This is a genomic window from Streptomyces sp. NPDC059524 (genome assembly GCF_042749255.1).
Taxonomy (GTDB): domain Bacteria; phylum Actinomycetota; class Actinomycetes; order Streptomycetales; family Streptomycetaceae; genus Streptomyces; species Streptomyces xanthii.
In genome coordinates this window covers 1-24,495 of sequence record NZ_JBHYTK010000126.1, presented here as the reverse complement: position 1 = coordinate 24,495, position 24,495 = coordinate 1, and the positions used below count along the sequence as shown (strand labels likewise).

25 protein-coding genes and 1 riboswitch are annotated in these 24,495 nt (G+C 72.1%); of the genes, 12 read left to right on the top strand and 13 right to left on the bottom strand.

The window, feature by feature from the left end; translation table 11 throughout:
- Positions 1–164 precede the first annotated feature (164 nt).
- On the bottom strand, positions 165–758 hold the full coding sequence (locus ACFW9D_RS28635) for a flavin reductase family protein (protein ID WP_384626448.1): 594 nt from the start codon (positions 756–758) through the stop codon (positions 165–167).
- A gap of 307 nt (positions 759–1,065) precedes the next feature.
- Between ACFW9D_RS28635 and cdgB the strand changes: the two genes are divergently transcribed.
- Positions 1,066–2,751, top strand: coding sequence for a diguanylate cyclase CdgB (gene cdgB / locus ACFW9D_RS28630; RefSeq protein WP_188337663.1), 1,686 nt, complete (start codon positions 1,066–1,068; stop codon positions 2,749–2,751).
- Positions 2,752–2,860: 109 nt separating this feature from the next.
- A complete protein-coding gene (locus tag ACFW9D_RS28625; RefSeq protein ID WP_384626440.1) occupies positions 2,861–3,835 on the top strand; it encodes a carbohydrate-binding protein in 975 nt (324 codons plus the stop codon).
- A 4-nt stretch (positions 3,836–3,839) separates the two neighbouring features.
- Here the strand turns inward: ACFW9D_RS28625 and ACFW9D_RS28620 are convergent, their stop codons facing one another.
- The 3 genes from ACFW9D_RS28620 to ACFW9D_RS28610 form a co-directional block, all read right to left on the bottom strand.
- Positions 3,840–4,769, bottom strand: coding sequence for a 1-phosphofructokinase family hexose kinase (locus ACFW9D_RS28620; protein WP_188337661.1), 930 nt, complete (start codon positions 4,767–4,769; stop codon positions 3,840–3,842).
- Between the two features lie 133 nt (positions 4,770–4,902).
- A complete protein-coding gene (nagA, locus tag ACFW9D_RS28615) occupies positions 4,903–6,048 on the bottom strand; it encodes an N-acetylglucosamine-6-phosphate deacetylase (protein WP_384626436.1) in 1,146 nt (381 codons plus the stop codon).
- Positions 6,048–7,025: an ROK family protein gene (locus ACFW9D_RS28610; RefSeq protein WP_384626433.1), complete on the bottom strand. Its 978-nt coding sequence runs from the start codon at positions 7,023–7,025 to the stop codon at positions 6,048–6,050. The genes nagA and ACFW9D_RS28610 overlap by 1 nt, the downstream gene beginning before the upstream one ends.
- 296 nt (positions 7,026–7,321) lie before the next feature.
- Between ACFW9D_RS28610 and ACFW9D_RS28605 the strand changes: the two genes are divergently transcribed.
- The 3 genes from ACFW9D_RS28605 (at position 7,322) to otsB (ending at position 9,749) form a co-directional block, all read left to right on the top strand.
- Complete coding sequence (locus tag ACFW9D_RS28605) at positions 7,322–8,590, top strand: ABC transporter substrate-binding protein (RefSeq protein ID WP_223206024.1); 1,269 nt, start codon at positions 7,322–7,324, stop codon at positions 8,588–8,590.
- A 10-nt stretch (positions 8,591–8,600) separates the two neighbouring features.
- The gene (locus ACFW9D_RS28600; protein WP_188337658.1) at positions 8,601–8,843 is read left to right on the top strand and encodes a DUF3263 domain-containing protein; all 243 of its coding nucleotides are present in this window, start codon (positions 8,601–8,603) and stop codon (positions 8,841–8,843) included.
- A gap of 75 nt (positions 8,844–8,918) precedes the next feature.
- Positions 8,919–9,749, top strand: coding sequence for a trehalose-phosphatase (gene otsB / locus ACFW9D_RS28595; protein ID WP_384626428.1), 831 nt, complete (start codon positions 8,919–8,921; stop codon positions 9,747–9,749).
- 796 nt (positions 9,750–10,545) lie between these two features.
- On the opposite strand, the gene ACFW9D_RS28590 is transcribed toward otsB, so the two are convergent.
- Both ACFW9D_RS28590 and ACFW9D_RS28585 read right to left on the bottom strand, forming a co-directional pair.
- Entirely contained in the window at positions 10,546–11,931 is a 1,386-nt protein-coding gene (locus ACFW9D_RS28590) for a trehalose-6-phosphate synthase (RefSeq protein ID WP_384626426.1), read from the bottom strand.
- 46 nt (positions 11,932–11,977) lie between these two features.
- Positions 11,978–12,925, bottom strand: a complete 948-nt coding sequence (locus ACFW9D_RS28585) for a glucosyl-3-phosphoglycerate synthase (protein ID WP_384626423.1) — start codon at positions 12,923–12,925, stop codon at positions 11,978–11,980.
- A gap of 164 nt (positions 12,926–13,089) precedes the next feature.
- Positions 13,090–13,245: riboswitch (SAM riboswitch) on the top strand.
- 18 nt (positions 13,246–13,263) lie between these two features.
- Between ACFW9D_RS28585 and thrC the strand changes: the two genes are divergently transcribed.
- From thrC to groL, 4 genes are all read left to right on the top strand, one after another.
- Positions 13,264–14,565: a threonine synthase gene (gene thrC / locus ACFW9D_RS28580; protein WP_188337654.1), complete on the top strand. Its 1,302-nt coding sequence runs from the start codon at positions 13,264–13,266 to the stop codon at positions 14,563–14,565.
- A 122-nt stretch (positions 14,566–14,687) separates the two neighbouring features.
- A complete protein-coding gene (locus tag ACFW9D_RS28575; RefSeq protein ID WP_188337653.1) occupies positions 14,688–14,963 on the top strand; it encodes a MoaD/ThiS family protein in 276 nt (91 codons plus the stop codon).
- 448 nt (positions 14,964–15,411) lie between these two features.
- Entirely contained in the window at positions 15,412–15,618 is a 207-nt protein-coding gene (locus ACFW9D_RS28570) for a cold-shock protein (RefSeq protein WP_005486335.1), read from the top strand.
- Positions 15,619–15,974: 356 nt separating this feature from the next.
- Complete coding sequence (groL, locus tag ACFW9D_RS28565; protein ID WP_188337652.1) at positions 15,975–17,597, top strand: chaperonin GroEL; 1,623 nt, start codon at positions 15,975–15,977, stop codon at positions 17,595–17,597.
- A gap of 350 nt (positions 17,598–17,947) precedes the next feature.
- Here groL and ACFW9D_RS28560 read toward each other — a convergent pair whose 3' ends face one another.
- The gene (locus ACFW9D_RS28560; protein WP_188337651.1) at positions 17,948–18,241 is read right to left on the bottom strand and encodes a hypothetical protein; all 294 of its coding nucleotides are present in this window, start codon (positions 18,239–18,241) and stop codon (positions 17,948–17,950) included.
- A gap of 82 nt (positions 18,242–18,323) precedes the next feature.
- Here ACFW9D_RS28560 and ACFW9D_RS28555 point away from each other — a divergent pair, with 82 nt between their 5' ends.
- Positions 18,324–18,551, top strand: a complete 228-nt coding sequence (locus ACFW9D_RS28555; RefSeq protein WP_188337650.1) for a hypothetical protein — start codon at positions 18,324–18,326, stop codon at positions 18,549–18,551.
- A 3-nt stretch (positions 18,552–18,554) separates the two neighbouring features.
- Here the strand turns inward: ACFW9D_RS28555 and ACFW9D_RS28550 are convergent, their stop codons facing one another.
- Positions 18,555–19,238: a response regulator gene (locus tag ACFW9D_RS28550; protein ID WP_384626417.1), complete on the bottom strand. Its 684-nt coding sequence runs from the start codon at positions 19,236–19,238 to the stop codon at positions 18,555–18,557.
- Between the two features lie 2 nt (positions 19,239–19,240).
- Positions 19,241–20,209, bottom strand: coding sequence for a sensor histidine kinase (locus ACFW9D_RS28545; RefSeq protein ID WP_188337649.1), 969 nt, complete (start codon positions 20,207–20,209; stop codon positions 19,241–19,243).
- Positions 20,210–20,453: 244 nt separating this feature from the next.
- Between ACFW9D_RS28545 and ACFW9D_RS28540 the strand changes: the two genes are divergently transcribed.
- Positions 20,454–20,771 carry a TraR/DksA family transcriptional regulator gene (locus ACFW9D_RS28540; protein WP_384626444.1) on the top strand — a complete coding sequence of 106 codons (318 nt, stop codon included), beginning with the start codon at positions 20,454–20,456 and terminating at the stop codon, positions 20,769–20,771.
- Between the two features lie 6 nt (positions 20,772–20,777).
- On the top strand, positions 20,778–21,143 hold the full coding sequence (locus ACFW9D_RS28535) for a TraR/DksA family transcriptional regulator (protein ID WP_384626415.1): 366 nt from the start codon (positions 20,778–20,780) through the stop codon (positions 21,141–21,143).
- Positions 21,144–21,219: 76 nt separating this feature from the next.
- On the opposite strand, the gene ACFW9D_RS28530 is transcribed toward ACFW9D_RS28535, so the two are convergent.
- From ACFW9D_RS28530 to murQ, 4 genes are all read right to left on the bottom strand, one after another.
- Positions 21,220–21,498, bottom strand: a complete 279-nt coding sequence (locus ACFW9D_RS28530; protein ID WP_384626412.1) for a type II toxin-antitoxin system RelE/ParE family toxin — start codon at positions 21,496–21,498, stop codon at positions 21,220–21,222.
- Positions 21,495–21,776: a type II toxin-antitoxin system Phd/YefM family antitoxin gene (locus tag ACFW9D_RS28525; RefSeq protein WP_188337646.1), complete on the bottom strand. Its 282-nt coding sequence runs from the start codon at positions 21,774–21,776 to the stop codon at positions 21,495–21,497. Before ACFW9D_RS28525 ends, ACFW9D_RS28530 begins: the two co-directional genes overlap by 4 nt.
- 65 nt (positions 21,777–21,841) lie before the next feature.
- Complete coding sequence (locus tag ACFW9D_RS28520; protein WP_384626408.1) at positions 21,842–23,359, bottom strand: PTS transporter subunit EIIC; 1,518 nt, start codon at positions 23,357–23,359, stop codon at positions 21,842–21,844.
- Between the two features lie 43 nt (positions 23,360–23,402).
- A complete protein-coding gene (murQ, locus tag ACFW9D_RS28515) occupies positions 23,403–24,344 on the bottom strand; it encodes an N-acetylmuramic acid 6-phosphate etherase (RefSeq protein ID WP_188337644.1) in 942 nt (313 codons plus the stop codon).
- Between the last annotated feature and the right edge of the window lie 151 nt (positions 24,345–24,495).

Below are 24,495 nucleotides of genomic sequence, written 5' to 3'. Positions count from 1 at the left end.
GGGCATCCCGCGCCTTCCCCGAGGAGAAGCCGACGGGCACCTTTCTCGGGGAAATGCGCCCGAAGGGCATGCATTTCAGGGGCGCGGGGAACTGCGCGACCAACCACGACGGACCCGCAGCCGCGCACCGGGCGCACTCGGCAGATGAGAAGGCGCCCCCCGCCCTAGCCCAGGTGGCGGTAGCGGCCCCGGAAGTACATGAGCGGGCCCCCCTCGACGCTGGGAAGCGCCGCGCTCAGGACCCGGCCGATGACCAGCGTGTGGTCCCCGGCGACAACCCGCTGCTCCGTACGGCACTCGAGCGTCGCCAGCGCCCCGCCCACGAGCGGCGCCCCCGTCCGCTCCCCCCGCACGTACGGGATGTCCTCGAAGAGGAGCCGGTCGCTGAGGCGGCCCTTCATGGCGAACCGGCCCGCGATGTGGCTCTGCGACTCCGCGAGGACGGACACCGCCCACAGGGGCTGCTCGTCGAGGAGGTCGTCCATCCGGGAGTTGTTGCGCAGCGAGACGAGGACGAGCGGCGGGTCGAGCGAGACGGACATGAAGGCCGTCGCGGTCATGCCCGCGTACTCGCCGGTCGGGGCGGCCGGGTCGTCGGGATCGAGGTCGGGTTCGGTCGCGGTCAGCAGGACGACCCCCGAGGCCAGGCGGGACAGGGCGGCGCGGAACTCGTCGTGGCTCACGCCTTCAGGATGCCCGGCGGGGACGGCCGGGACGAGGGAGGCGGGCGGTACGGGCGCGGCAGGGGGAGTCTTCAACACGCGTACGACGCTAATCGCCCGGCCCGGCGTCCCGCATCGGACCCGGGGCCGAGCCAGGACCTAGGTCTCCCGGCGGAACCGGAGGGCTTCCGGCGGAACCGGATCCTCCGTTCAATCGTCCAACCCACGTCGATCGCTTGTGACTTGAGTCACAGGGCGCCCTTTTTGTTGACCCTGTGTACCGGGTGAGCTGCTCGCTGTGATTCAGTGGCGGTCGACACTGCGAAATGAACGTGCTGCTGCACGTGCGAACAGAGCCGATGAGAATTCTGGAGTGCTGTCGAGGTCTCGGGGAGAGCTGAGCATGGAGACCGAGTCGGAGCCCTACGTCCGTCTTGCGACCCTGCGTCAGCTGCACCAGGTGATGGCGGACATGAACACCGCCCGCAGCCTGGCCGACACCCTGCAGACCGTCGCCGACGGTGTCGTCACCGGACTCGGGTACGAGCTGGCCTGTGTGAACCTCGTCCGCGGTGACGGCGACCTGGTCGTCGCCGCCTTCTCCGGCAACCCGACCGCCGAGGCCCTGATCACCGGCCGCGTCGGCTCCCGCACCTCCTGGGACCGCAGGCTCGCGATGGGCGAGGCCTGGGGCGAGCTCCGCTTCATCTCGCACACCGAGGGCTGGATCCTCGACGAGGACGACGTCCCGCAGTGGTTCACCGACGGCCCGCCGCCCCGCTTCGAGGACGAGTGGCACCCCGCGGACCGCCTCTTCGCCCCCATGTACGCGACGGGCGCCGCCGGCGGCGAGCTGCTCGGCGTCATCTCCGTCGACCGCCCGCGCAACGGGCGGCGGCCCGGCGCCTGGGGCCGCGAGGCCCTCCAGATGTACGCCTTCCAGGCCGCCATCGCGATCAGCAACGCCCGGCTGCGGGCCAACATGCAGCGCGCCCTGGTCCGCCTGGAGCGCGAGCAGCAGGCCCTGCGCGCCAGCGAGGAAAGCTTCCGCCAGGCCTTCGAGTACGCGCCCTCCGGCATGGCCATCGCCGAGATGGGCGGCGACCAGCACGGCCGGATCCTGCGCACCAACGACGCGCTGTGCCGGCTGCTCGGCCGCCCCGCCTCCGCGATGCGCCGCTACTCCTTCTCCGACCTCGTGCACCCCGAGGACATCGGCACCCTGCTGCGCACCTCCGCCGAGGGCGGCCGCGCCGAGCTGCGCCTGGCCCGCCGCGACGGCACCTACCTGTGGGTCTCGCTGCGCAACTCGGTGGTGGCCGACGCCGCCGACGGCCCCCGCTTCCTGCTCACCCACGTCGAGGACATCGAGGAGCGCAAGCGCCGCGAGCTGCACCTCGCCCACCGCGCCTCGCACGACTCGCTGACCGGGCTGCCCAACTCGGCGGAGCTGCGCGCCCGCCTCTCCGCCCGGCTGTGCATCCGCCCGCAGGACGGCCGGCCCAGCGCCGTCGACTCGCTCGACGCGGCGTACGGGGACCAGAGCGCCCACGCGGCGGTGGACTCGAACGGGCACGGCTTCGACTTCGGCGCGATCGTCCCGCACACCTCCGGCCTGTACGAGGGCTACGACGGCTTCGACCACCACGTGCACGTCGTGGCCCCCGACGGCGAGGGCGTCGACGACGGCACCAAGGGCCTCGCCGTCCTCTTCTGCGACCTCGACGGCTTCAAGTCGATCAACGACCGCTTCGGGCACAACGCGGGCGACGCGGTCCTCATCGAGGTCGCCCGGCGGCTGACCAGCGGAGTCCGCGACGGGGACACGGTCGCCCGGCTCGGCGGCGACGAGTTCGTGGTGCTCGCCGACGGGCTGTGCCGCGCGGACGCCGAGGACCTCGCGGTCCGCCTGCGCAACGCGATCATCCCCCCGATCCGGGTGGACGGCCGGGCCGTACGCGTCGGCGCCAGCTTCGGCATCGGCTGGGCGCACTGCGGGATGACGGCCGAGGAAGTGCTCCAGTCCGCCGACCAGCGGATGTACGTGGAGAAAAGATCACGTGCCAAACAGCACAGGCGGGCGGGCTGACCTGGGGCGCCCCGCCTCCACCGGTCTCGGTGAGGTCAAGGCCACTCCTTGGGCTCCCCCATACCGGGTACGCTCCCCCGGTAAGCACACGTGTAGGGAGTGATCAGGGATGGCGCCCGGCAACAACGGCGCGAACACCACGCCCGAGGGCGACGACCCGTTCGGCTATCTGTACGCCGACGGTCAGGCGGCCGGGGCGACCCCGCCGGACGGCGGGGGCGGTGGCTACGGCTACCCGAACTCCCGCACCCCCCGCACCTCGTACAACCAGGTCCGCGCGGTCGGCGAGCGCCAGTACGGGCAGCAGGTCCCGCCGCAGCAGCAGACGGCGGCGTACGGCCAGCAGACCGCCGCGTACGGCCAGCCCAACGCGCACTACCAGGCACCCGAGACGGTGCACGGCGCCCCGTCGCAGCCCGGCCCGCCCCAGGCGGCCTCGCACGGGCGCGGCTCCGGCGGCCGGGGCTCCGGCGGTCCGAACACGAAGGCGCTGCTGATCGGCGCCGTCGCCGTCGTGGCCGCCGTCGTCATCGGCATCGGCGTGGCCATGCTCGGCAACGACACGGACGACAAGGGCGGCGAAGCGGGCGGCCCCGCGTCGAGCGCTCCGGCGCAGACGGTCGAGCCGAGCCAGGAGCCGTCGAAGCAGCCGGCCAAGCCGGGTCCCCTGCCCAAGACCGACGCGAAGAAGCTGACGCTGGCCGGCGGCACCTCCATCTCCGCCGAGGTGCCGGGCGCGAAGGCCGCGGGCGGCCAGTACGTCGCGGGCTTCAGCCAGCCCGGCGCCGCGCTGACCTGGACCGTCAGCGGCATCCCGAAGGACGGCCAGTACAAGCTGCACGTCGACTACGGGGTCCCCGGCAAGGACTCCGACGCGACGATCGACGTCAACGGGACGAAGCAGCAGCGCCCGCTGAACATGAAGAACTTCGCCGGCGCCGAGGAAGGCGACTGGGCGAAGGGCTGGACGAACACGTGGGCCATCGTCCAGCTCACCAAGGGGACGAACGCGATCACGATCTCCTGCGCCGAGGGCAACCAGTGCAACGCGAACTTCGACCGCCTCTGGCTGACCCGCGGCTAGTCGCTCACCCGGCCTCGGCGCGCTCGCGCACCTCGGCCTTCGCCAGTAGGTCCTCGTAGGTCGCGCGGTCGAACTCGCCGGCCACCGGGGCCACCACCGTCGCCGCAGACAGGGCGACGGCGCGGGCCAGCCGGTCCGGCCAGGGCAGTTTCTCCACCCAGGCGCTGAGCAGGCCCGCGACCGCCGAGTCGCCGGCGCCCGTCGGGTTGCCGGACAGCCGGTCGGGGGCCGGGGCGCGCCACTCGCCCTCGGGGGTGAGGGCGACCAGTCCCTCCGCGCCCAGGGAGGCGACGACGCTGTGGGCGCCGCGTCTGCGGGCGTCCTTCATCGCGCCGAGCGGCTCGTGCGAGCCCGTCAGCTCGGCCAGCTCGTCCGCGTTCGGCTTCACGATGTCGGGGCGGGCCGCGATGCCGCGGCGCAGCGGCTCCCCGCTGGTGTCGAGCAGCACGGGCACGGACACGGCGCGCGCGGCCCGTACGAGGGTGGCGTAGGCGCCGACCGGGACGCCCGGCGGAAGGCTGCCGCACAGGGCGACCGCGGACGCGGAGCGCAGCAGCCGCTCGTAGGACTCCTGGAAGGCGGCCCACTCGGCCGGAGTGATCAGCGGGCCCGGCTCGTTGAGCTGCGTCGTGTCGCCGGTCGTGGCGTCGACGACGGCGATCGTGCGACGGGTCGGCCCCGCGACCGGCACCAGCGCGTCCCGCACCCGCTCCGTGCCGCGCAGCCCCGCGCGCACCTGCTCGCCCGTCGGGCCGCCGGCGAAGCCGGTCACGGCGGTCTCGTGGCCGAGCGCGGCGAGCACCCGGGCCACGTTGAGCCCCTTGCCGCCGGGCCGTTCGGTGACCTCCGTGACGCGGTGCGAGGCGTGCGGGCGCAGCGCCTTGACCCCGTACGTGATGTCGAGTGCGGTGTTCAGCGTGACCGTGAGGATCATCGGCCCTCACCCCCCGTCGGATACGCGCACGTGCCGGAGCCGTGCGTACTTTCGGTAACGGGGGCCGATCATGCCAAAGAGGCGGCGGTTGGCCCAGCCCCCGGAGCGAGGGCCGGTTCAACCAACAACGATGTCAGGCCAGTTCGGGCTCGACCAGCCACTCACCCTTGCGCATCACGCCCTTGAGGTCGAACGCCTCGTCCAGGACCACGAGGTCGGCGTCCTTGCCGGGCTCCAGGGAGCCCACCCGGTCGTACACGCCCAGCAGTTGCGCCGGATTGGCGGAGATCGCGCGCACGACGTCCTCGACCGGAATCCGGTCGATCGTCGCGGCCCGCTTGAACGCGCGGTCCAGGGTCAGCGTCGAGCCCGCGATCGAGTTGCCCTCCACCAGGCGCGCCACGCTGTCCTTCACCTCGACCTCCAGCGGGCCGAGCATGTAGCGCCCGTCGCCGAAGCCCGCCGCGTCCATCGCGTCGGTGATGAACGCGACCTTCTCGCCGCCCTTGTGATGGAACGCCAGCTCCAGGGCGGCCGGGTGCAGATGCGTGCCGTCGTTGATGAGCTCGACGGTGATCCGCTCGTCCTCCAGGAGCGCGGCGATCGGCCCGGGCGCGCGGTGCCCGAGGCCCGGCATCGCGTTGTAGAGGTGGGTGGCGACCGTGGCGCCCGCGTCGATCGCCTCGACCGTCTGCTCGTACGTGGCGTCGGTGTGGCCGATCGCCGCGATCACCCCGTGCTCGGCGAGCAGGCGCACCGAGTCGATGCCGCCCGGCAGCTCGGTGGCGAGCGTGACCATACGGGCCTGGCCGCGCGCGGCGTCGATCAGCTTGCGCACCTCGGCCGGGTCCGGGTCGCGCAGCAGCGTCTCGTCGTGGGCGCCCTTGCGGCACGGGGAGATGAACGGGCCCTCGAAGTGGATGCCCGCGATCTCGCCCTGCTCGGCCAGCTCGGAGAGGATCCCGGCGCGCCGGGTCAGGAAGTCGACCTCGCCCGTCACCAGGGAGGCGACGACGGTCGTGGTGCCGTGCAGACGGTGCGTCGCGACGCCCTTGAGGACCTCGTCGACGGTGCCGGAGGTGAAGGAGGCGCCGCCGCCGCCGTGGTTGTGCATGTCGACGAAGCCGGGGACCACCCAGTGGCCGGACAGGTCGACGGTCTCGGCGCCGTCCGGGGTGACCCCGGCGATCCGCGTGCCGTCGACGACGACGCGTCCGTCGGCGACGGTCCCGGTGGGCAGTACCACCCGGGCACCGGCGAGCACCTTTGCTGTGGCCATCAGGCGGTTACCTCCGTGTTGTCCGTGCTGTCGGCTTCGGCTTTCTCGGGGTGCTCGGTGGCGGCGAGCAGGTCCCAGGCGAGGAGGCCCGCGCCCAGGCATCCGGCGGTGTCCCCGAGGACGGCCGGGACGATCGTGGGGGGCGACTGGAAGGTGACGCGTTCGGCGACCGCGGCCCGCAGGGGTGTGAACAAGGTTTCCCCGGCCTCGGCCAGACCGCCACCGATGATCAGGGTGCGCGGGTCCAGCAGAGTGAGAGCGAGCACCAGTCCGTCGGCGAGGGCGTCCACCGCGTCCTGCCAGACCTTCGCGGCGAGGGGGTCGCCGGCGTCGACGGACCGGGCGCAGTCCGCGGCGGTGGCCTTCGCGTCGCCGCTCGCCTCCCGCCAGGCCAGGGTGACGGCCGAGGCGGAGGCGTACCGCTCCAGGCAGCCGCGCTGGCCGCAGCCGCAGGGCGTCCCGCCGGGCCGTACGACGACGTGGCCGATCTCGCCCGCCGAGCCGTGCGCGCCGGGCTCGATCCGGCCGTCGATCCCGATGGCGCCCGCGATGCCGGTGCCGAGCGGCATGAACAGGAAGCGGTCGGCGTCGCGGCCCGCGCCGAGCCGGCCCTCGCCGAGCCCGCCGGTGCGCACGTCGTGGCCGAGGGCGACCGGGATGCCGCCGAGCCGCTCGCTGAGCAGGGCCCGCATGGGCACGTCCCGCCAGCCGAGGTTCGCGGCGAACAGCGCGATGCCGTGGTCCTCGTCGACGACGCCGGGCACGGCGACGCCGGCGGCGACCGCGCTCTCGCCGTGGTGCTCCTCGCCGTACGCGCGCAGCTCGGCGGCGAAGTCGAGGATCGTTTCGACGACCGCGTCCGCGCCGCGCTCGCGGTCCGTCGCGCGGCGCGCCTGGTGCAGGAGCGTGCCGTCCGCCCCGACCAGGGCGGCCTTCATTCCGGTGCCGCCCACGTCCAGGGCGATGACATGTCTCACGGGGGACAGTGTCGCGCGTCCACCCATAAGAGGTCTAGTCCACTAGGGCGACCACTCGGCGGCGGTTCAAGATCGTCGCGGAGCGCGATCACGATAAGGGTGCGCCGCCCCCGCAACAACCATGAAAGAACCACAACTTGAGGAATCATGAACTCCGCTTTCGGGCGTAGCCTCGTACGGCCGTGTGGCCGACGCCCGAACGTGCGTTTCCGATCCGGCCCGCCTGTGGTGTAGACCTTCTGTTCGAGGGCCGTGGGAGAGACCCGGGGCCGACCGACCAGGGTGGGGGACCGGCAGTGCGCAAGGGGAGGACAGCCCTGACCGCGGCGGCCGCACTGGCCGTCGTGGCCACGTCGTCGCTGCTCACGGGGTGCGGAGCCACAGGCTCCGGTGACGTGACGCTGAAGCTCGTCGCCGCCGACTACGGCGACTCCGAGGACAACACCTCGCAGAAGTACTGGGACGCGCTGACCGACGCGTACGAGAAGGACCACCCCGGCGTCCGCGTCGACGTGGAGGTCTACTCCTGGGAAGACGTCGACGCCAAGGTCAAGGCGATGGTCGACGCCGGGGATCCGCCCGACATGGCCCAGGTCGGCGCCTACGCCGACTACGCGGCCGCCGGACAGCTCTACCCCGTCTCCCAGCTGCTCTCCGTGCCCGTCCAGGCCGACTTCCTCGGCGAGATGAGCCGGGCCGGCGAGGTCGGCGGCACCCAGTACGGCATGCCGTTCGCCGCCTCCACGCGCCGCCTCTTCTACAACAAGAAGCTCTTCGCGCAGGCCGACATCGAGCCCCCGAAGACCTGGTCCCAGCTGGTCACCGCCGCCCGCGCCCTCAAGGCGCAGGGCGTCACCTACCCCTTCGCGCTGCCGCTCGGCGGCGAGGAGGCCCAGGCCGAGACCCTCATCTGGATGCTCTCCAACGGCGGCGGCTACACCGACAACGTCGGCTCGTACTCCATCGACACCCCGCAGAACGTCCGCGCCCTGAACTGGCTCAAGGACGACCTCGTCGGCGCCGGACTCACCGGCCCCACCGCCCCCGCGCGCCTCAACCGCACCCCCGCCTTCAAGGCCTTCGCCAACGGCGAGGTCGGCATGCTCTCCGGGCACCCCACCCTCATGAACATGGCCAAGGCCAAGGGCGTCGCCTACGGAGACGTCGCCGTGCCCGGCCCCGACGGCACCCCCAAGAGCCGCATGGGCGTCACCGACTGGATGATGGCCTTCAAGGAAGGCGGCCACGCCAAGGCGGTCGGCGCGTTCCTCGACTTCGTCTACAGCGAGAAGAACGTCCTCGACTTCTCCCGCGAGTACACCGTCGCCCCCGTCACCGCCTCCGCCTCCGACGAGATGCGCGACGCCCCGCAGGACAAGGCCCTCAGCCCCTTCATCGACGAGCTCGCCGGCGCCACCTACTACCCGGCGAACAAGACGTCCTGGCCCGAGATCAGCGCCGAGATCAAGAAGCAGATCGGCGCCACCGTCGCCCCGAACGGAAGCCCCGCGTCCGTCCTCGGCCGGATCCAGAACGAGGCGGCGGCCGCGGAGTCCGCCGAGTAGCGTGGGCGGCATGGACGACATACTCCCCTCCGGGCTCGGGGAGCGCGAGAAGGCGCTGCTCGCGTTCGAGGGGCGGAGCTGGCCGTCGCCGGGGGCCAAGGAGCGGGCCATCCGCGAGGAGCTCGACCTCGCCCCCGTGCGCTACTACCAGCTCCTCAACGCCCTCATCGACGACGAGCGCGCCCTCGCCCACGCCCCCGTGACCGTGAACCGGCTGCGCCGGGTCAGGGAATCGCGGCGCGCGGAGCGGTAGCCGGGCGGGGCCGGGACCGGCGGCCGGAAATCGCCGGGGTGCGGTACTCGGGCGTACGGCTCTAGGGTCGCCCCTATGGACGCCCCACGGACTGCCGCCGGCCGTGAAGGCCTGGCCGCGCTTCTCGCCCGCCCCGAGCGGAGCGTGATCGCCCTCGACTTCGACGGAACCCTCGCCCCGATCGTCCCCGACCCCGAGCAGGCCCGCGCCCACCCCGACGCCGTCCCCGCGCTCGCCGCCCTCGCGCCCCGCGTCGCCTCCGTCGCCGTCATCACCGGACGCCCCGCCGGCGTCGCCGTCCGCCACGGCGGCTTCGCCGGAGTGCCCGGGCTCGAACACCTCGTCGTCCTCGGCCACTACGGCGCCGAGCGCTGGGACGCCGTCACCGGCACCGTCCACGCGCCCGCGCCGCACCCCGGAGTCGCCGGGGTGCGCTCCGAACTGCCCGGGGTCCTCGAAACGGCCGGCCTGTGGCACGACACGTACGTGGAGGAGAAGGGCCGTGCCGTCGCCGTCCACACGCGCCGCGCCCCCGACCCCCAGGCCGCCTTCGACGCCCTGCGCGCCCCTCTCTCCGCCCTCGCCGCCCGCCACGGCCTCGTCGTCGAACCCGGCCGCCTCGTCCTCGAACTGCGTCCCCCCGGCGTCGACAAGGGCGTGGCCCTGACCGAGTACGTCCGCGAGACGGGCGCCGAGTCCGTCCTCTACGCCGGCGACGACCTCGGCGACCTCCCGGCGTACGCCGCCGTCGAGAAACTCCGCGCGAACGGAACCCCGGGCCTCCTGGTCTGCAGCGCCAGCGAAGAAGTCCCCGACCTGGCCGGCCGCTCCGACCTCACCGTCCCCGGCCCGTCCGGAGTGGTCACTCTCCTGAAATCCCTGGCCACGGAACTGGGCGCCCGGTAAGTCCCGCGGGCCGCGCGGGGCTGGACCGGGGCGCCGGGGCGGATGTGCCCCGTCAGAGGCGCGGGGCTGCGCCGATGTGCGGCTCCGCCGCGTGGGCGCGATCGGCCCTGTCTGCCCGGCGCCGGGGCGGATGTGCCCCGTCAGGGGCGCGGGGCTGTGCCGATGTGCGGCTCCGCCGCGTGGGCGCGATCGGCCCTGTCTGCCCGGCGCCGGGGCGGATGTGCCCCGTCAGGGGCGCGGGGAACTGCGCGAGCAACCAGGACGGCGCGGCAGTCGGCGACGGTGTTCGGCCCCTACGGCGCGGCGCTGTAGCGGAGGCCGACCGCATCGCGCACCCGGCGCCGGGGTGCCGCCTTGCCCACCCGTGCCGCCCCAGGCGGCAGACTGCCCAAGGCTGGGGAGACCGGATGCGTGCCCCGGGCTGGGGTGCTGCCCGAGGCCGGGTGCCGGGCCGACGCCCCCGGAGGGGGCGGGAGGGTGGGAGAAGGGGGCGGGCTATATGCCGGGGGAGCCGGAGTGGCTGGGGCAGGGGCGAGAGGGGGCAGGGCGGCCCCGTCCGGCACTCGGGGCGGTGTCGATGCACAGATCCCGGGCGGGGGCGCGATCGGTGCTGGGGTGGATGCGCCCCGTAAGGGGCGCGGGGAACTGCGCGAGCGACCACGACGGTGGCGCGGCCGGCGACGATGCTCGGCCCCTGACGATGTTCGGCCCCTACGGTGGCTGCGCGAGCGACCACGACGGTGGCGCGGTCGGCGACGATGTTCGGCCCCTACGGCGGCGGCGCCGGGCGGCGGGGTCAGGGCTTGTGGAGGGCCTTCAGTTGGGCGAGGAACCATTGGGCGGGCGGCAACGAGGATCCCGCCGCCGCCAAGCGCTCGCCCCGCGCCACCCGCTCCCCCTCCGGCATGTCGAGCGCCGCGCCCAACGCCTCCGCCGTCCCGATCAGGTCATAGGGATTGACCCCGAGCGCGTCCTCCCCGAGCTCCTCGTACGCCCCCGCCTCCCGCGAGAGCACGAGCACGCACCCGCCCCCGTCGGAGACGATCGGCACCTCCTTGGCGACCAGGTTCATGCCGTCCCGGATCGGGTTCACGAGGGCGACGTCCGCCAGCCGGTACGCCGCCAGCGAGCGCGCGAAGTCGTCCTTCACGTGGAGGACGACCGGCGTCCAGTCCTCCGTACCGAAACGGGAGTTGATCGACGCCGCGACCCAGGAGACCTCCGCCGTGTACTCCTGGTACACCTCCAGGTCCTGCCGCGACGGATACGCGAACGCGAGATGCACGACCCGCTCCCGCCACTCCGGCCGCGTCTCGAGGAGCAGCTCGAAGGCCCGCAGCCCGCGCACGATGTTCTTGGACAGCTCCGTGCGGTCCACCCGCACCACGACCTTGCGCCCCGCGCCCACCTGCTCCCGCAGCGCCGCGAGCCGCTCCTCGACGTCCTCCCGGTGCGCCCGCTCCCGCAGGAACTCCGCGTCGGCCCCGAGCCCGTGCACCCCGATCTCCGTACCGCCGGGCCCGCCCACGATCCGCGCGCAGCATTCCGTGAACGCGTCCGCCCAGCGCCGGGTGAGGAAGCCCAGCCGGTCCGCTCCGAGCATCCCCCGCAGCAGCTGCTCCGCAATGTCGTCCGGCAGCATCCGGAAGTAGTCGACGGGCGCCCACGGCGTGTGCGAGAAGTGCCCGATGCGCAGGTCGGGACGGAGCGCGCGGAGCATGCCCGGCACCAGGGCCAGGTGGTAGTCCTGGACCACGACCGTCGCGCCCTCGGCCGCCCCGTCCGCGAGCGCCCGGGCGAACGCCCGGTTGTACTCCTCGTACGCCGCCCACTGCCGTCGGAACTCCGGTCCGAACGACGGCTCCAGGGGGGTCTGGTACAGCATGTGGTGCACGAACCACAGCACCGAGTTCGCGATCCCGTTGTACGCGGACGCGTGCACCTCCGGGTCGATGTCGAGCATCCGCACACCCGGCTCGGTGATCCCGCGCCGCACCGCCTCCCGGTCCCCGTCGCCGAGCGCCGCGCACACCCACAGCTTGTCGTCGACGGAGCTCAGCGCGGACACGAGCCCGCCCCCGCCCCGCTTGGCCGTGACCGTGCCGTCGTCCCCGACGGCGTACGAGACCGGTCCCCGGTTGGACGCGACAAGAACCTCAGCAGCACCAGGAGTGGAAGCCATACGCCCAAGCTAGCCGCCGCCGAAACACCTCAAACGTGTAAGGCGCTCACGCCACCCGGCGCTCGCGGTACTCGTCGATCTCGGCCATCGGAGGCCGCTCCTCCGTGTCCACGTCGTGCGTACGCGGCTCGAAGCCCTTCTCGCCCCGCTCGAACTGGGTCAGCACCGGCCGCACCAGATGCCCGCGCGCGAGCCGCAGCTGCGCCGTGCGGTAGATCGCCGCCGCCATCCGTCCGAGCGCCTGCCCGTCCTGGTGCCGGTGCTTCCTGACCCCCACGTCGACCTGCGCGAGCGCGCCCAGGCCCACCGTGTGCAGCGCGTCCACGAGCAGCCCCAGCTCGACCCCGTACCCGACCGGGAACGGCAGCTGTTCGAGCAGCGACCGGCGGGCCGCGTACTCGCCGCCGAGCGGCTGCACGAATCCGGCCAGCCGCGGCCAGTGCAGATTGAGCAGCGGCCGCGCCACCAGCTCGGTCACCCGCCCGCCCTGCCCGACGGCGTCACCGAGCGGCCGGTCGTACATCGCCTTCACCAACTGCACGTCCGGGTCGGTGAGCAGCGGCCCGACGATTCCGGACACGAAGTCCGCGGAGAACTCCTTGAGGTCCGCGTCCACGAAGCAGACGATGTCCCCGGACGTCACGAGGAGCGAGCGCCACAGCACCTCGCCCTTGCCGGGCCGGGCCGGGAGCCGCGGCAGGATCGCGTCCCGGTGCACGACCCGCGCCCCGGCCGCCGCCGCGACCTCGGAGGTCCGGTCCGTGGACCCGGAGTCCACGACCACCAGCTCGTCGACCAGCGGCACCGCGTCCGTCATCAGTTCGCGCCGGATCACCGACACGATCTGGCCGACCGTCGCCTCCTCGTCGAGGGCCGGCAGCACGACGCTCACGGTCTGCCCCGACGCGCGCTTCGCGGCGATCAGCTGGTGCAGTGGCCGGTCCGCCACGGACCAGGAGCGCTCGTTCAGCCAGCGCTCTACCTCTTCCAGCACGGTCGGCTGCTCCTCACTCCGCGTGGTGGTGCGGGACGATTTGTGATCCATCTCGCGGTTCGGACGACTATCTCAAGCGCCCAAGCCGTCGGTTACAGTCTTGAACAAGGCCGGGGACCACCGCATGCCGGGGTCACCGTCGGCCACGTTCAACAATCGAATACCGCTCATCCAGAGGGGCAGAGGGATACGGCCCGTTGAAGCCCCGGCAACCCTCCAGCCGGTCTCGTAGGACACCGCAACTGTCCACCGCGAGGCTCCCGGCTAGGGAAGGTGCCAAATCCGTCTCACGGCGAGATGCGTCGTGAGGAAGATGAGGAGAAAGGGCCTCGCCTCTCATGGCTGTACAGACTGTCGCCACCGGAACCACCCCCTCCGAGAAGACCGTGGACCTCGGTCCCGCCTCGGGTCTCTCCTGCCGCGAGTGCGGTGCGAAGTTCGAGCTCGGTCCGATCTTCGCGTGCGTCGAGTGTTTCGGGCCTCTGGAAGTCGCGTACGACCTTCCCGTCGGCGACCCCGAGGCGCTCCGCAAGCAGATCGAGGCCGGCCCCGCGAACATCTGGCGCTACGCCCCGCTCCTGCCGGTCCCGGCGGACGTCGCCGAGAAGCCGAACCTGAACCCGGGCTGGACCCACCTGGTCAAGGCCGACAACCTGGCCCGCGAACTCGGCGTCGAGCAGGGCAAGCTGTTCGTCAAGGACGACTCCGGCAACCCGACGCACTCCTTCAAGGACCGCGTCGTCGCCCAGGCCATCGAGGCTGCCCGCGCCTTCGGCTTCACCACCCTCTCCTGCTCCTCCACGGGCAACCTGGCCGGTGCCGTCGGCGCCGCCGCCGCCCGCGCCGGCTTCCGCTCCTGCGTGTTCATCCCGCACGACCTGGAGCAGGGCAAGGTCGTCATGGCCGGTGTCTACGGCGGTGACCTCGTCGCCATCGAGGGCAACTACGACGACGTGAACCGCTTCTGCTCCGAGCTCATCGGCGACCCGCTGGGCGAGGGCTGGGGCTTCGTCAACGTGAACCTGCGCCCGTACTACGGCGAGGGCTCCAAGACGCTCGCCTACGAGATCTGCGAGCAGCTGGGCTGGCAGCTGCCGGACCAGCTGGTCATCCCGATCGCGTCCGGTTCGCAGTTCACGAAGATCGACAAGGGTCTGCAGGAGCTCATCAAGCTCGGCCTCGTCGAGGACAAGCCGTACAAGCTCTTCGGCGCCCAGGCCGAGGGCTGCTCGCCGGTCTCCGTCGCCTACAAGGGCGGCCACGACGTCGTCCGCCCGCAGAAGCCGAACACGATCGCCAAGTCGCTCGCCATCGGCAACCCGGCCGACGGCCCGTACGTCCTCGACATCGCGCGCCGCACCGGTGGCGCCGTGGAGGACGTGAACGACGAGCAGGTCGTCGACGCGATCAAGCTGCTCGCGCGGACCGAGGGCATCTTCGCGGAGACCGCCGGCGGTGTGACGCTCGGTGTCACCAAGAAGCTCATCGAGGCGGGGCTGATCGATCCGTCGCTGACGACTGTCGTGCTGAACACGGGTGACGGTCTGAAGACGCTGGACGCTGTCGCTGAGACGTCGCAGGCCACGGCGACCATCCGGCCGAGCCTGGATGCGTTCCGTGAGGCTGGGCTCGCTCAGTAGTCCTTCCCCGACCCCGCCCCTTCCCGAAACCGGGGGCTCTGCCCCCGCACCCCCGCTCCTCAATCTCCCCCAGACTTCGTCCGGGGGGACCCCCAGGGGCTGAGATCGCCAGAGGTGAAACCATGAGCGTCAACGTCCGGATCCCCACCATTCTCCGCACCTACACCGGTGGTCAGGCCGAGGTGCCGGCCGAGGGGGCGACCCTCGCCGACGTCATCGCCGACCTGGAGAAGAACCACACGGGGATCGCCGCCCGCGTGCTGGACGACCAGGGCAAGCTGCGCCGTTTCGTGAACGTGTACGTGAACGACGACGACGTCCGCTTCGAGCAGGGCCTGGAGACCGCGACGCCGGACGGCGCCGGCGTCTCGATCATTCCCGCCGTCGCCGGCGGCTGATCGGCTCGACCCGTGCGGGATTTCCCTGACTTACCCAGAGTTACCAGATTGGCCCCCCCGGCGAGATATGGGGAGGGGGCAATTCTGCATGGTTGAGCGGGGTACAGTTGGGGAAGCTGCTCCGCTTCCGTCCGTGGTGCATGACGGACGCATATGAGTTCTTGCGTGAATCCCGCTGAGAAGCAGCCAAAGTGCCCCGCCCATTCGGGCCTTTTATGGCATTTATGCGGCCCGACTTGCCCTGGGATCCGGTGAGTTGGCCCGGTTTCCCCGATCGCGGGCGCTCAGAATTCTCGTCCGATTGACCTGTTGCAGAGGGCAGTTGGGCAGATACATTCGGCCGCGGTCGACGCGTTCCGGCGCACACCTCCATCCATTGGGGGGTGAGGTCTGACCCGGGTCCGCGAAGTGCGGTCCTGTGCAAGGGCCAGTAATAGGGGAGTTAGGCATGGCTCAGGGCACCGTCAAGTGGTTCAACGCGGAGAAGGGGTACGGCTTCATCGCGGTCGACGGTGGTGCGGATGTATTCGTCCACTACAGCGCGATTCAGATGGACGGCTACCGCACCCTGGAAGAGGGTCAGCGGGTCGAGTTCGAGATCTCGCAGGGCCAGAAGGGGCCGCAGGCCGACATGGTTCGGCTTGCCGCCGGCTGAAGCGCGCGCGTCTGACTGCAAGCTTCGTACGACACGAGGGTCCGTGTCCCCGATCGGGGGCGCGGGCCCTTCGTGCTGCCCGGGGTCCGGGGCCCGGGTCCGCGGTCCGGGGCTTTGGGGTCGGTGGCGGGGTGGCGCGCGGCGCCGCGGATCTGTGGTAGCCGCTTGCACTCGCATGGGTCGAGTGCTAATCATTGGGCTTAGCACTCTCCGAGTGAGAGTGACAGAACTTGGATCGGGTCGGTGAGGCCCGCGGGCCGGGTGGGGCAAGGAACCACAAGGCGCGCAGGCCGTCCGTCGCGGGCACCAGCCACGATCCGTTTGCGTTTCCACCCCGTCCGGGAGGACCACTTCACATGGCCAAGATCATCGCGTTCGACGAGGAGGCACGGCGCGGCCTCGAGCGCGGCATGAACCAGCTCGCCGACGCCGTCAAGGTGACCCTGGGCCCCAAGGGTCGCAACGTCGTCCTCGAGAAGAAGTGGGGCGCCCCCACGATCACCAACGATGGTGTGTCCATCGCCAAGGAGATCGAGCTCGAGGACCCGTACGAGAAGATCGGCGCCGAGCTGGTCAAGGAGGTCGCGAAGAAGACGGACGACGTCGCCGGTGACGGCACGACGACCGCGACCGTCCTCGCCCAGGCGCTGGTCCGCGAGGGCCTGCGCAACGTGGCCGCCGGTGCCAACCCGATGGCCCTGAAGCGTGGCATCGAGAAGGCCGTCGAGGCCGTCTCCGCCGCCCTCCTGGAGCAGGCGAAGGATGTCGAGACCAAGGAGCAGATCGCTTCGACGGCCTCCATCTCCGCCGCCGACACCCAGATCGGCGAGCTCATCGCCGAGGCCATGGACAAGGTCGGCAAGGAAGGCGTCATCACCGTCGAGGAGTCGCAGACCTTCGGTCTTGAGCTCGAGCTCACCGAGGGCATGCGCTTCGACAAGGGCTACATCTCGGCGTACTTCGCCACCGACATGGAGCGTATGGAGGCGTCGCTCGACGACCCGTACATCCTGATCGTCAACTCCAAGATCTCCAACGTGAAGGACCTCCTTCCGCTCCTGGAGAAGGTCATGCAGTCGGGCAAGCCGCTGCTGATCATCGCCGAGGACGTCGAGGGCGAGGCCCTGTCCACGCTGGTCGTCAACAAGATCCGTGGCACCTTCAAGTCCGTCGCCGTCAAGGCCCCGGGCTTCGGCGACCGCCGCAAGGCCATGCTCGGTGACATCGCCATCCTCACGGGCGGCACCGTCATCTCCGAGGAGGTCGGCCTCAAGCTGGAGAACGCCGGTCTCGACCTGCTCGGCCGCGCCCGCAAGGTCGTCATCACCAAGGACGAGACGACGATCGTCGACGGCGCCGGTGACAGCGACCAGGTCCAGGGCCGCGTCAACCAGATCCGTGCCGAGATCGAGAACAGCGACTCGGACTACGACCGCGAGAAGCTCCAGGAGCGCCTCGCCAAGCTCGCCGGCGGCGTGGCCGTCATCAAGGCGGGCGCGGCCACCGAGGTCGAGCTCAAGGAGCGCAAGCACCGCATCGAGGACGCCGTTCGCAACGCGAAGGCGGCCGTCGAAGAGGGCATCGTCGCCGGTGGTGGCGTGGCCCTGCTGCAGGCCTCCGCGGTCTTCGAGAAGCTCGAGCTCGAGGGTGACGAGGCGACCGGCGCCAACGCCGTGAAGCTCGCGCTCGAGGCCCCGCTCAAGCAGATCGCCGTCAACGGTGGTCTCGAGGGTGGCGTCGTCGTGGAGAAGGTGCGCAACCTGGCCGTCGGCCACGGTCTGAACGCCGCCACGGGCGAGTACGTCGACATGATCGCCGAGGGCATCCTCGACCCGGCGAAGGTGACCCGCTCTGCCCTGCAGAACGCCGCCTCCATCGCCGCGCTCTTCCTCACCACCGAGGCCGTCATCGCCGACAAGCCGGAGAAGGCCGCCGCGGCTGCTCCGGGTGGCATGCCGGGCGGTGACATGGACTTCTGAGCCGGTCTTCTGGGCTCAGGTCAGTCTGAACCTGTGGGCGGTGCCCCCTTCGGGGGGTACCGCCCACGGGCGTTTCCGGACCGGGGGCGGGGGCGCGTCTGCCTCATGCGGCTTTCGTCGCCGGGTGCGGCCCGGTGGGGCTTCTCGCGCAGTTCCCCGCGCCCCTGAAGGCACACTCCGTGCGCCCCAGGGGCCAGCCGGTCGCGCCCCGCGACGGAGTCGCTGATCGGGCACAGCCCCGCGCCCCTGAAGGCACACTCCGTGCGCCCCAGGGGCTGGCCGGTCGCGCCCCGCGACGGAGTCGCTGATCGGGTGCGGCCCCGCGCCCCGCTATGGAGGCAGTGGGGGTGTTACGGGGTGCTGTTGGTTTCCTGGTAGGTCTGCCAGGTGGTTTTGCCGGCCTGGGCGGCGCTCTGGGCTGCCGCCTGGGCGTGGTGGAAGGCGCGGGAGGCCATCTCGGTGGGCGGGACCTCCCAGGCGCCGGTCCAGGTGCGGCCCGCGCGGGCCAGTTCGTAGACGAGTACGCCGATCCCCGCCGCGGCGGTGAGCATGCCGAGGCCGGTCAGTGCGGCTCCGGCGGCCAGGCGCCGCTGGTCGGGACGGAACTCGGTCCACGCGATCTTCGAAAACGTGCTCTCAGCCATGTGGCCAGGATGCGCCCGCGCGGCCGCTCTCGCAGCCGGGGCGATCCGTGACCTCCCGCCCCACCCCCTCGTTGAGCGGGGCATGACGATGAATGAGTGGGTGGGCAGGGCCGTGCGGGGTGTGGTGGGTTCGGTGGTGGGGGTCGTCGGGGTGCTGGGGGCGGCCGGGGTGGCGAGTGCCGCCGGGCCCGTGCCTCCCGTGGACGACACCGTGATCATGTCGAACGAGCAGGCCGCGGCCGCCGGGATCGTGGAGCCGGGGCCCGGGTTCGCCAAGCCGGACGTGTATCTGCCGGGCGTGTACTACTAGGGGTCAGGGTTCGACCAGGCCCGCGCGGATCGCGTAGCGGGTGAGTTCCAGGCGGTCGCGCATGCCGAGTTTCTGGAGCAGGTTCGCCCGGTGGCGCTGGACCGTCTTCACGCTGATGAAGAGCAGTTCGGCGATCTCCTTCGACGAGTGGCCCTCCGCCACCAGCTTGAGGACCTCCTCCTCGCGGGGCGTGAGGAGCCGGTCGTGGGTCTCCTCGCCGGCGCGGGCCCGGTCTAGGTAGTTGCGGATCAGGGACGTGACCGCGCCGGGGTAGAGGAACGGCTCGTCGCGCATCACCGCCCGGCACGCGGCGACCAGGTCCCGGTCCGCGACGGACTTCAGCACGTAGCCGCCCGCCCCGGCCTTCAGCGCCTGGAACAGGTACTGCTCGTTGTCGTGCATGGTCAGCATCAGCATGCGCAGGCCCGGCCGGAGCGCGGCCAGTTCGCGGGCCGCCTGGAGGCCGGTGAGGCGGGGCATCGCGATGTCGAGGATCGCCAGGTCCAGGGCGAGCGCGGGGTCGCGGGCCAGTTCGACGGCCGCGCCCCCGTCGCCGGCCTCGGCGACCACCTCCAGGTCGGGCTCCAGATCGAGGATCAGCCGGACGCCGCGCCGCACCAGGGCGTGGTCGTCGGCCAGCAGGATGCGGGCCGGGCGGGGCAGCAGGCGTTCGGAAGCGGGGGGCATGGTCATGGCTTTCTCACCGGGGGCGCCGCCGCGGGCGCCGTCAGCAGGACGCGGGTGCCCGGGCCGTCGCCGGGGGACGGGGTGATGTCGAGGCGGCCGCCGACCAGCAGGGCCCGTTCGCGCATCCCGCGCACCCCGGCGCCCTCGTGCGCGGCCCGCATGCCGCGGCCGTCGTCGGTGACGGTGAGGGTGACGCCGTCGCCGGTGCGGCGCAGGGCCACGGTGACGTGTTCGGCGTCCGCGTGCCGGGCCGCGTTGGTCAGCGACTCCTGGGCGACGCGGTAGAGGACGAGTTCCGTCTCGGGCGGGAGGGCCGGCAGGTCGGTGTCGAAGGCGCGCGTGACGCGCAGCCCGACATGCGTGGCGAAGTCCTGGGTGAGCGAGGTCAGGGCACTGACCAGGCCCAGGTCGTCGAGGACGCCCGGCCGCAGCCGGCGCACCAGGCGCCGTACCTCGTCCAGGGTGCCCCGGGTGATCTCCTGCGTCTCGTGCAGCTCGGCGCGCAGCGGCTGCGGCGCGTCCCCCGCGACCCGGCCGAGGAGGAGCAGGATCGCCGTCATGCTCTGGCCCACCTCGTCGTGCAGCTCCTGGGCGATGCGCCGCCGTTCGGCCTCCTGCGCGAGCAGCACGCGGGCGCTGCTCGCGGCCCGCTCCTGCTCCAGGCGCTCCAGCATCGCGTTGAACGTACGGATCAGGTCGGCGACCTCCCCGCGCCCGGCGGCGGGCAGCCGCTGGCCGGGGCGCAGCAGGTCCACGGTCGTCATCAGCCGGGTCAGCCGGTCGAGCGGGGCGAGGCCCAGGCGCAGCAGCGCGGCGTTGGCGACCAGCATGACCGCGAGGCCGCCGACCAGGATGACCGCCTCGGTCAGCAGCACCGGCACCGACACGGTGACCGGTGCCCACAGCAGCAGCGCGGTGGCCGCGCCGAGCACCACCGCGTTCAGGGCGAAGATCCGCCAGAACAAGGACACCGTCCCGCCCCTCCCCTCGTGTTCCGTCATCCGCTCCCGAGGATGCCTCCTCCGCGTACGTACGGGATCACCGGGCCCCGGGCCGCGAGGCCCCGCGGCGCGAAATGGGCTCCGGTACCCCGTCGAAATGGGTGCTGCGACCCATGGGGGAAAACGGTTCGGCGGGCCAGGATCGAGGGTGTGCGCCCTCGGGGGGCGCACGCCCACCGGTGCGGACCGGACCTGTCAGGAATCGGGGATGACGATGTCGCTCGACGGCGGCCGGGGCCGGGCCGCGGCCCACCCGGACGAGGCGCGCCGGCGCCTGGAGCACGCGCGCGCGTCCCGGCTCACGCAGCTGGACGCCCTGGACGCGCGGGGCCAGAGCGCCGAGGACCATCTGCTGGTGGCGCAGCGGACCGCGATGCGGGAGGTGCTCGGCGAGATCGAGGCCGCCTTCGGGCGGGTCGATGACGGCACGTACGGGATCTGTCAGGGTTGTGCCCGGCCGGTGCCCGCGGAGCGGCTGGAGATCCTGCCGTACACGCGGCACTGCGTGGGCTGCCGGCCCCGGCCGGTCTGAGGCGCCGTGACGACCGGGCACCCCGCGGGCGCGTCGCCTCTCTCGGCCGCCGACCTGGCGGCGCTGCGCGAGAACCTGCACGAGCAGCTGCTGTTCCGCCGCGAGCAGCTGGCGCGGCTCGCCGAACCCGTGTCCTCGCGCGCCGAGGGCCGGCGGCGCGAGGACGCCGGGCAGCTGGAGGTCGGCGTACGGCTCGCGGCGTCCGCGCGGATGGTCCTCGCCGACGTCGAGGCGGCCCTGCGCCGCATGGACGACGGCACGTACGGGATCTGCCGGCGCTGCGGCCGCCCGATGGACCGGCAGTGGCTGACCGTCGTCCCGCAGGCCCGCGACTGCGCGGGCTGCCTGCGGCGCCGGGACGGCCGGCGGTGAGGGGCGCGCCGCCGTCGCGGACGTCGCGCGGCTCCTCCGCTCGGCCCGCACCCACTGGACGGCCGGCGATCTCCGGCTACGACTTGGGCAGGCTCCGGTAGACGTCTCCGCGGTTGCCGACGTGGAGGACGAGGATGGTCAGCACGTTGTCGTGGATCTCGTAGACGATCCGGAAGCTGCCGACGCGGAGGCGGAACAGGCCGTCGTGCCCGGTCAGCTTCTTGGTGTCGGCGTCCTCCCGGTACGGGTCGTCGCCCAGGGCGGTCAGTGCCGTGAGAATGCGCATGGCCTGCTGGCGGTCGATCGTGCGGAGCCGGCGCTGCGCGTGCGTGGTGAACCGGAAGGCGTATTTCACGCGACGTCGTCCCGGGAACCGGCTTCGGTTCCGTCGCCCTCGAAGAGGTCGGCCAGCAGTTCGGCCATGCTCACCGTGGGGTCGTCCCGATGCCGTTCGGCCTCCCGTGCGGCGAGTTCGTCCGCCGCGTCGTCGAGCGTGTCGAGCACCTCTATGGGGACGAGTGCGGCGACCCGCTTCCCCTTGCGGGTCAGCACCGTGACCTCGCCGGCCTCGGCCCGGTCGACGACCTCGGCCAGGTTGGCCCGTGCGTCGCGGATGGTGACGTCCTCGCTCATGAAGCCAGTGTAGTCAGGTGTACGCATGAACGTGTACACCTGACTGCGCTGGCTGCACGGCCGGGTCAGACCTGGGCCGGTTCCTTCGTCGGGTCGGTGTGCGGGGCCGACGGGCCCTCCTCGGACCGGGCCGCCGCGGACTCTCCCGCGTCGACGTCCGCGTTCAGGTCGATCAGCATCTGCTTGCTGAAGCCGAAGAAGTACGTGGCCAGGAAGCCGACGACGTAGCCGACCAGGAGTCCGCCGCCGTAGATCGCGGCGGTCGTGCCGAGGCCCTTGTTGCCGTCGAGGAGGGGGAAGAGGGCCCAGCCGGACGGGCCGATGGCGGTCGAGCCGACCTTGTCGCCGAGCATCGAGAACAGGCCGACGAAGGCACCGCCCGCCGCGCCGCCCACGCACGCGGTGACGAACGGGCGGCCGAGGGGGAGCGAGACGCCGTAGATGAGGGGCTCGCCGACGCCCAGGAAGCCCGCGGGGAGCGCCGACTTGATGGTCGTACGGATCGACTTGTTCCTCTTCAGGCGCTTGAAGACGGCGATGGCGCAGCCGACCTGGCCGGCGCCCGCCATGGCGAGGATCGGGAGCAGGACCGTGTAGCCCTGCTGCTCAATGAGGGTGGTGTGGATGGGGATGAGGGCCTGGTGCAGGCCGAGCATGACCAGGGGCAGGAACAGGCCGCCGAGGACCAGGCCCGCGAACGCGCCGGTGTTGTCCAGGAGCCAGTTGGCCGCGGTGCCGATGCCGGTGGAGACCTCACCGGCGACGTACATCAGGCCGAAGATCGTGACCAGGCCGGAGACCAGGACCGTGACGGTCGGGGTGACGAGGACGTCGACCGCCTCCGGGACCCACTTGCGGCACCACTTCTCCACGTACACGGCGAGGACGGCGGCGCCGAGCGCGCCGAGGACGCCGCCCTGGCCGGGGCTCAGCTTCTGCCCGAACGCCTCGATGTTCGCGACGCCCGGGAAGACGATGATCGCGGCGACGGCGCCGCCGAGGATCGGGGTGCCGCCGAACTCCTTCGCCGTGTTGTAGCCGACGAACACCGCGATCAGGGCCATGAATCCGGAGGCGATCGCGGCGAGCGCCGGGGTGATGCCGGGCAGCCACTCCAGGTTGATCAGCAGGCCGTTGAGACCGGCGATGATGCCGCAGCCGATGAGGGCCGGGATCAGGGGCACGAAGATGTTGGCGATCCGGCGCAGGAAGAGCTTGAACGGCGTCGCGTTCTTCTCCTTGCGGGCCGCCTTCAACTCGGCGCCCTGTGCGGCGAGTTCGTCGGCCGTCACCGGGTGCGCCCCGGCCGCGGGGGCCGCGGCGCGGCCCTCCTCGACCAGTTCCTCGAACTCGGGGGTGACCCGGGCGACCTTCCCCGGCCCGAGGACGATCTGGTACGTGTCGTCCTCGACCACGCCCATCACGTCGGGCAGTGCCCTCAGTTCCTCGTCCCGGACCAGGGAGCGGTCCGCGAGACCCAGCCGGAGCCGGGTCATGCAGTGGGCCACGGAGGTGACGTTCGCGGCGCCGCCGACGAGCGGCAGGATCGCGGACGCCACGTCGCGGTTCTTGTTCTCGGCCATGGTGGTGCTGCCTTGCTGTGCGGGGGGTGGTTCCGTGCGGGTGTTACGCGGTGGTGCCGGCGGCGGCCGCGAGGGCGCCGCGCAGGTGTCCGTCCGACTCGGTGAGGAGGCGGGCGGCGGTGGGGCCGTCGACCTCGCCGAGCACGACGAGGATCGCGTTCTTGACCTCGCCGTCGGTCGCGGCGAGCGCGGCCTCGATGACGGAGTCCTCGGCGCCGGTGGCCAGGGAGACGATGCGGCGGGAGCGGGCCCGCAGCTTCTCGTTCGACGCGCGGACGTCGACCATGAGGTTCCCGTACGTCTTGCCGAGCCGGATCATCGTGATCGTCGACAGCATGTTGAGGACGAGCTTCTGCGCCGTGCCCGACTTCAGCCGGGTCGAACCGGTGAGCAGTTCGGGGCCGACGACGACCTCGATGCCGTGGTCCGCGGCGGCGGCGAGCGCGCTGCCCGCGTTGCAGGACAGGCCGATGGTGAGGGCGCCGTAGCGGGTGCGGGCGTGCTCGACGGCGCCGATCGCGTACGGGGTGCGGCCCGAGGCGGAGATGCCGACGACCACGTCGTGCTCGGTGAGGTCCAGGGCGTCCAGGTCGGCGGCGGCCAGTTCCTTGGAGTCCTCGGCGCCCTCGACGGCCGTCACCATCGCGGCGGGGCCGCCCGCGATCAGGCCGACGACCTGCCCGTCCCAGGTGTTGAAGGTGGGCGGGCACTCGGAGGCGTCCAGGACGCCGAGGCGGCCCGCGGTGCCGGCGCCGGCGTAGACCAGGCGGCCGCCCTTCGCCATGCGGGCGGCGATGCCGTCGATCGCGGCGGAGATCTGGGGGAGCCGGTCCGCGACCGCCTGGGGGACGGAGGCGTCCTCCGCGTTCATCAGCTCGGCGATCTTCTGGGTGGGGAGCTGGTCGATCTCGGCGAGTTCCGGCCGGAAGGCCTCGGTGGTGAGGGTGTCGAGCTGGGCGCGGAGGTCCTGGTACGGCGTGGTCATCGGGTGGCCGGGGCTTTCTGTGAGGGGCGGGTTGCGTCTGCCTGGTGCGGATTCGTCGCCGGGTGCGGCCCGGTGGGGCTTCTCGCGCAGTTCCCCGCGCCCCTATGGAGATGCGGTGTCATAATCACAACAGACGCAGCCGACGAGAGGG

Bases quoted from the DNA above. Each gene is read 5' to 3' on its own strand.
- ACFW9D_RS28540 (WP_384626444.1), top strand. From the start codon at position 20,454: ATGTCGCTCGACGGCGGCCGGGGCCGGGCCGCGGCCCACCCGGACGAG.
- ACFW9D_RS28560 (WP_188337651.1), bottom strand. From the start codon at position 18,241: ATGGCTGAGAGCACGTTTTCGAAGATCGCGTGGACCGAGTTCCGTCCC.
- cdgB (WP_188337663.1), top strand. From the start codon at position 1,066: ATGGAGACCGAGTCGGAGCCCTACGTCCGTCTTGCGACCCTGCGTCAG.
- ACFW9D_RS28600 (WP_188337658.1), top strand. From the start codon at position 8,601: ATGGACGACATACTCCCCTCCGGGCTCGGGGAGCGCGAGAAGGCGCTG.
- groL (WP_188337652.1), top strand. From the start codon at position 15,975: ATGGCCAAGATCATCGCGTTCGACGAGGAGGCACGGCGCGGCCTCGAG.
- ACFW9D_RS28575 (WP_188337653.1), top strand. From the start codon at position 14,688: ATGAGCGTCAACGTCCGGATCCCCACCATTCTCCGCACCTACACCGGT.
- ACFW9D_RS28570 (WP_005486335.1), top strand. From the start codon at position 15,412: ATGGCTCAGGGCACCGTCAAGTGGTTCAACGCGGAGAAGGGGTACGGC.
- ACFW9D_RS28520 (WP_384626408.1), bottom strand. From the start codon at position 23,359: ATGGCCGAGAACAAGAACCGCGACGTGGCGTCCGCGATCCTGCCGCTC.
- ACFW9D_RS28550 (WP_384626417.1), bottom strand. From the start codon at position 19,238: ATGCCCCCCGCTTCCGAACGCCTGCTGCCCCGCCCGGCCCGCATCCTG.
- ACFW9D_RS28590 (WP_384626426.1), bottom strand. From the start codon at position 11,931: ATGGCTTCCACTCCTGGTGCTGCTGAGGTTCTTGTCGCGTCCAACCGG.
- ACFW9D_RS28620 (WP_188337661.1), bottom strand. From the start codon at position 4,769: ATGATCCTCACGGTCACGCTGAACACCGCACTCGACATCACGTACGGG.
- murQ (WP_188337644.1), bottom strand. From the start codon at position 24,344: ATGACCACGCCGTACCAGGACCTCCGCGCCCAGCTCGACACCCTCACC.
- ACFW9D_RS28525 (WP_188337646.1), bottom strand. From the start codon at position 21,776: ATGAGCGAGGACGTCACCATCCGCGACGCACGGGCCAACCTGGCCGAG.
- otsB (WP_384626428.1), top strand. From the start codon at position 8,919: ATGGACGCCCCACGGACTGCCGCCGGCCGTGAAGGCCTGGCCGCGCTT.
- thrC (WP_188337654.1), top strand. From the start codon at position 13,264: ATGGCTGTACAGACTGTCGCCACCGGAACCACCCCCTCCGAGAAGACC.
- ACFW9D_RS28625 (WP_384626440.1), top strand. From the start codon at position 2,861: ATGGCGCCCGGCAACAACGGCGCGAACACCACGCCCGAGGGCGACGAC.
- nagA (WP_384626436.1), bottom strand. From the start codon at position 6,048: ATGGCCACAGCAAAGGTGCTCGCCGGTGCCCGGGTGGTACTGCCCACC.
- ACFW9D_RS28555 (WP_188337650.1), top strand. From the start codon at position 18,324: ATGACGATGAATGAGTGGGTGGGCAGGGCCGTGCGGGGTGTGGTGGGT.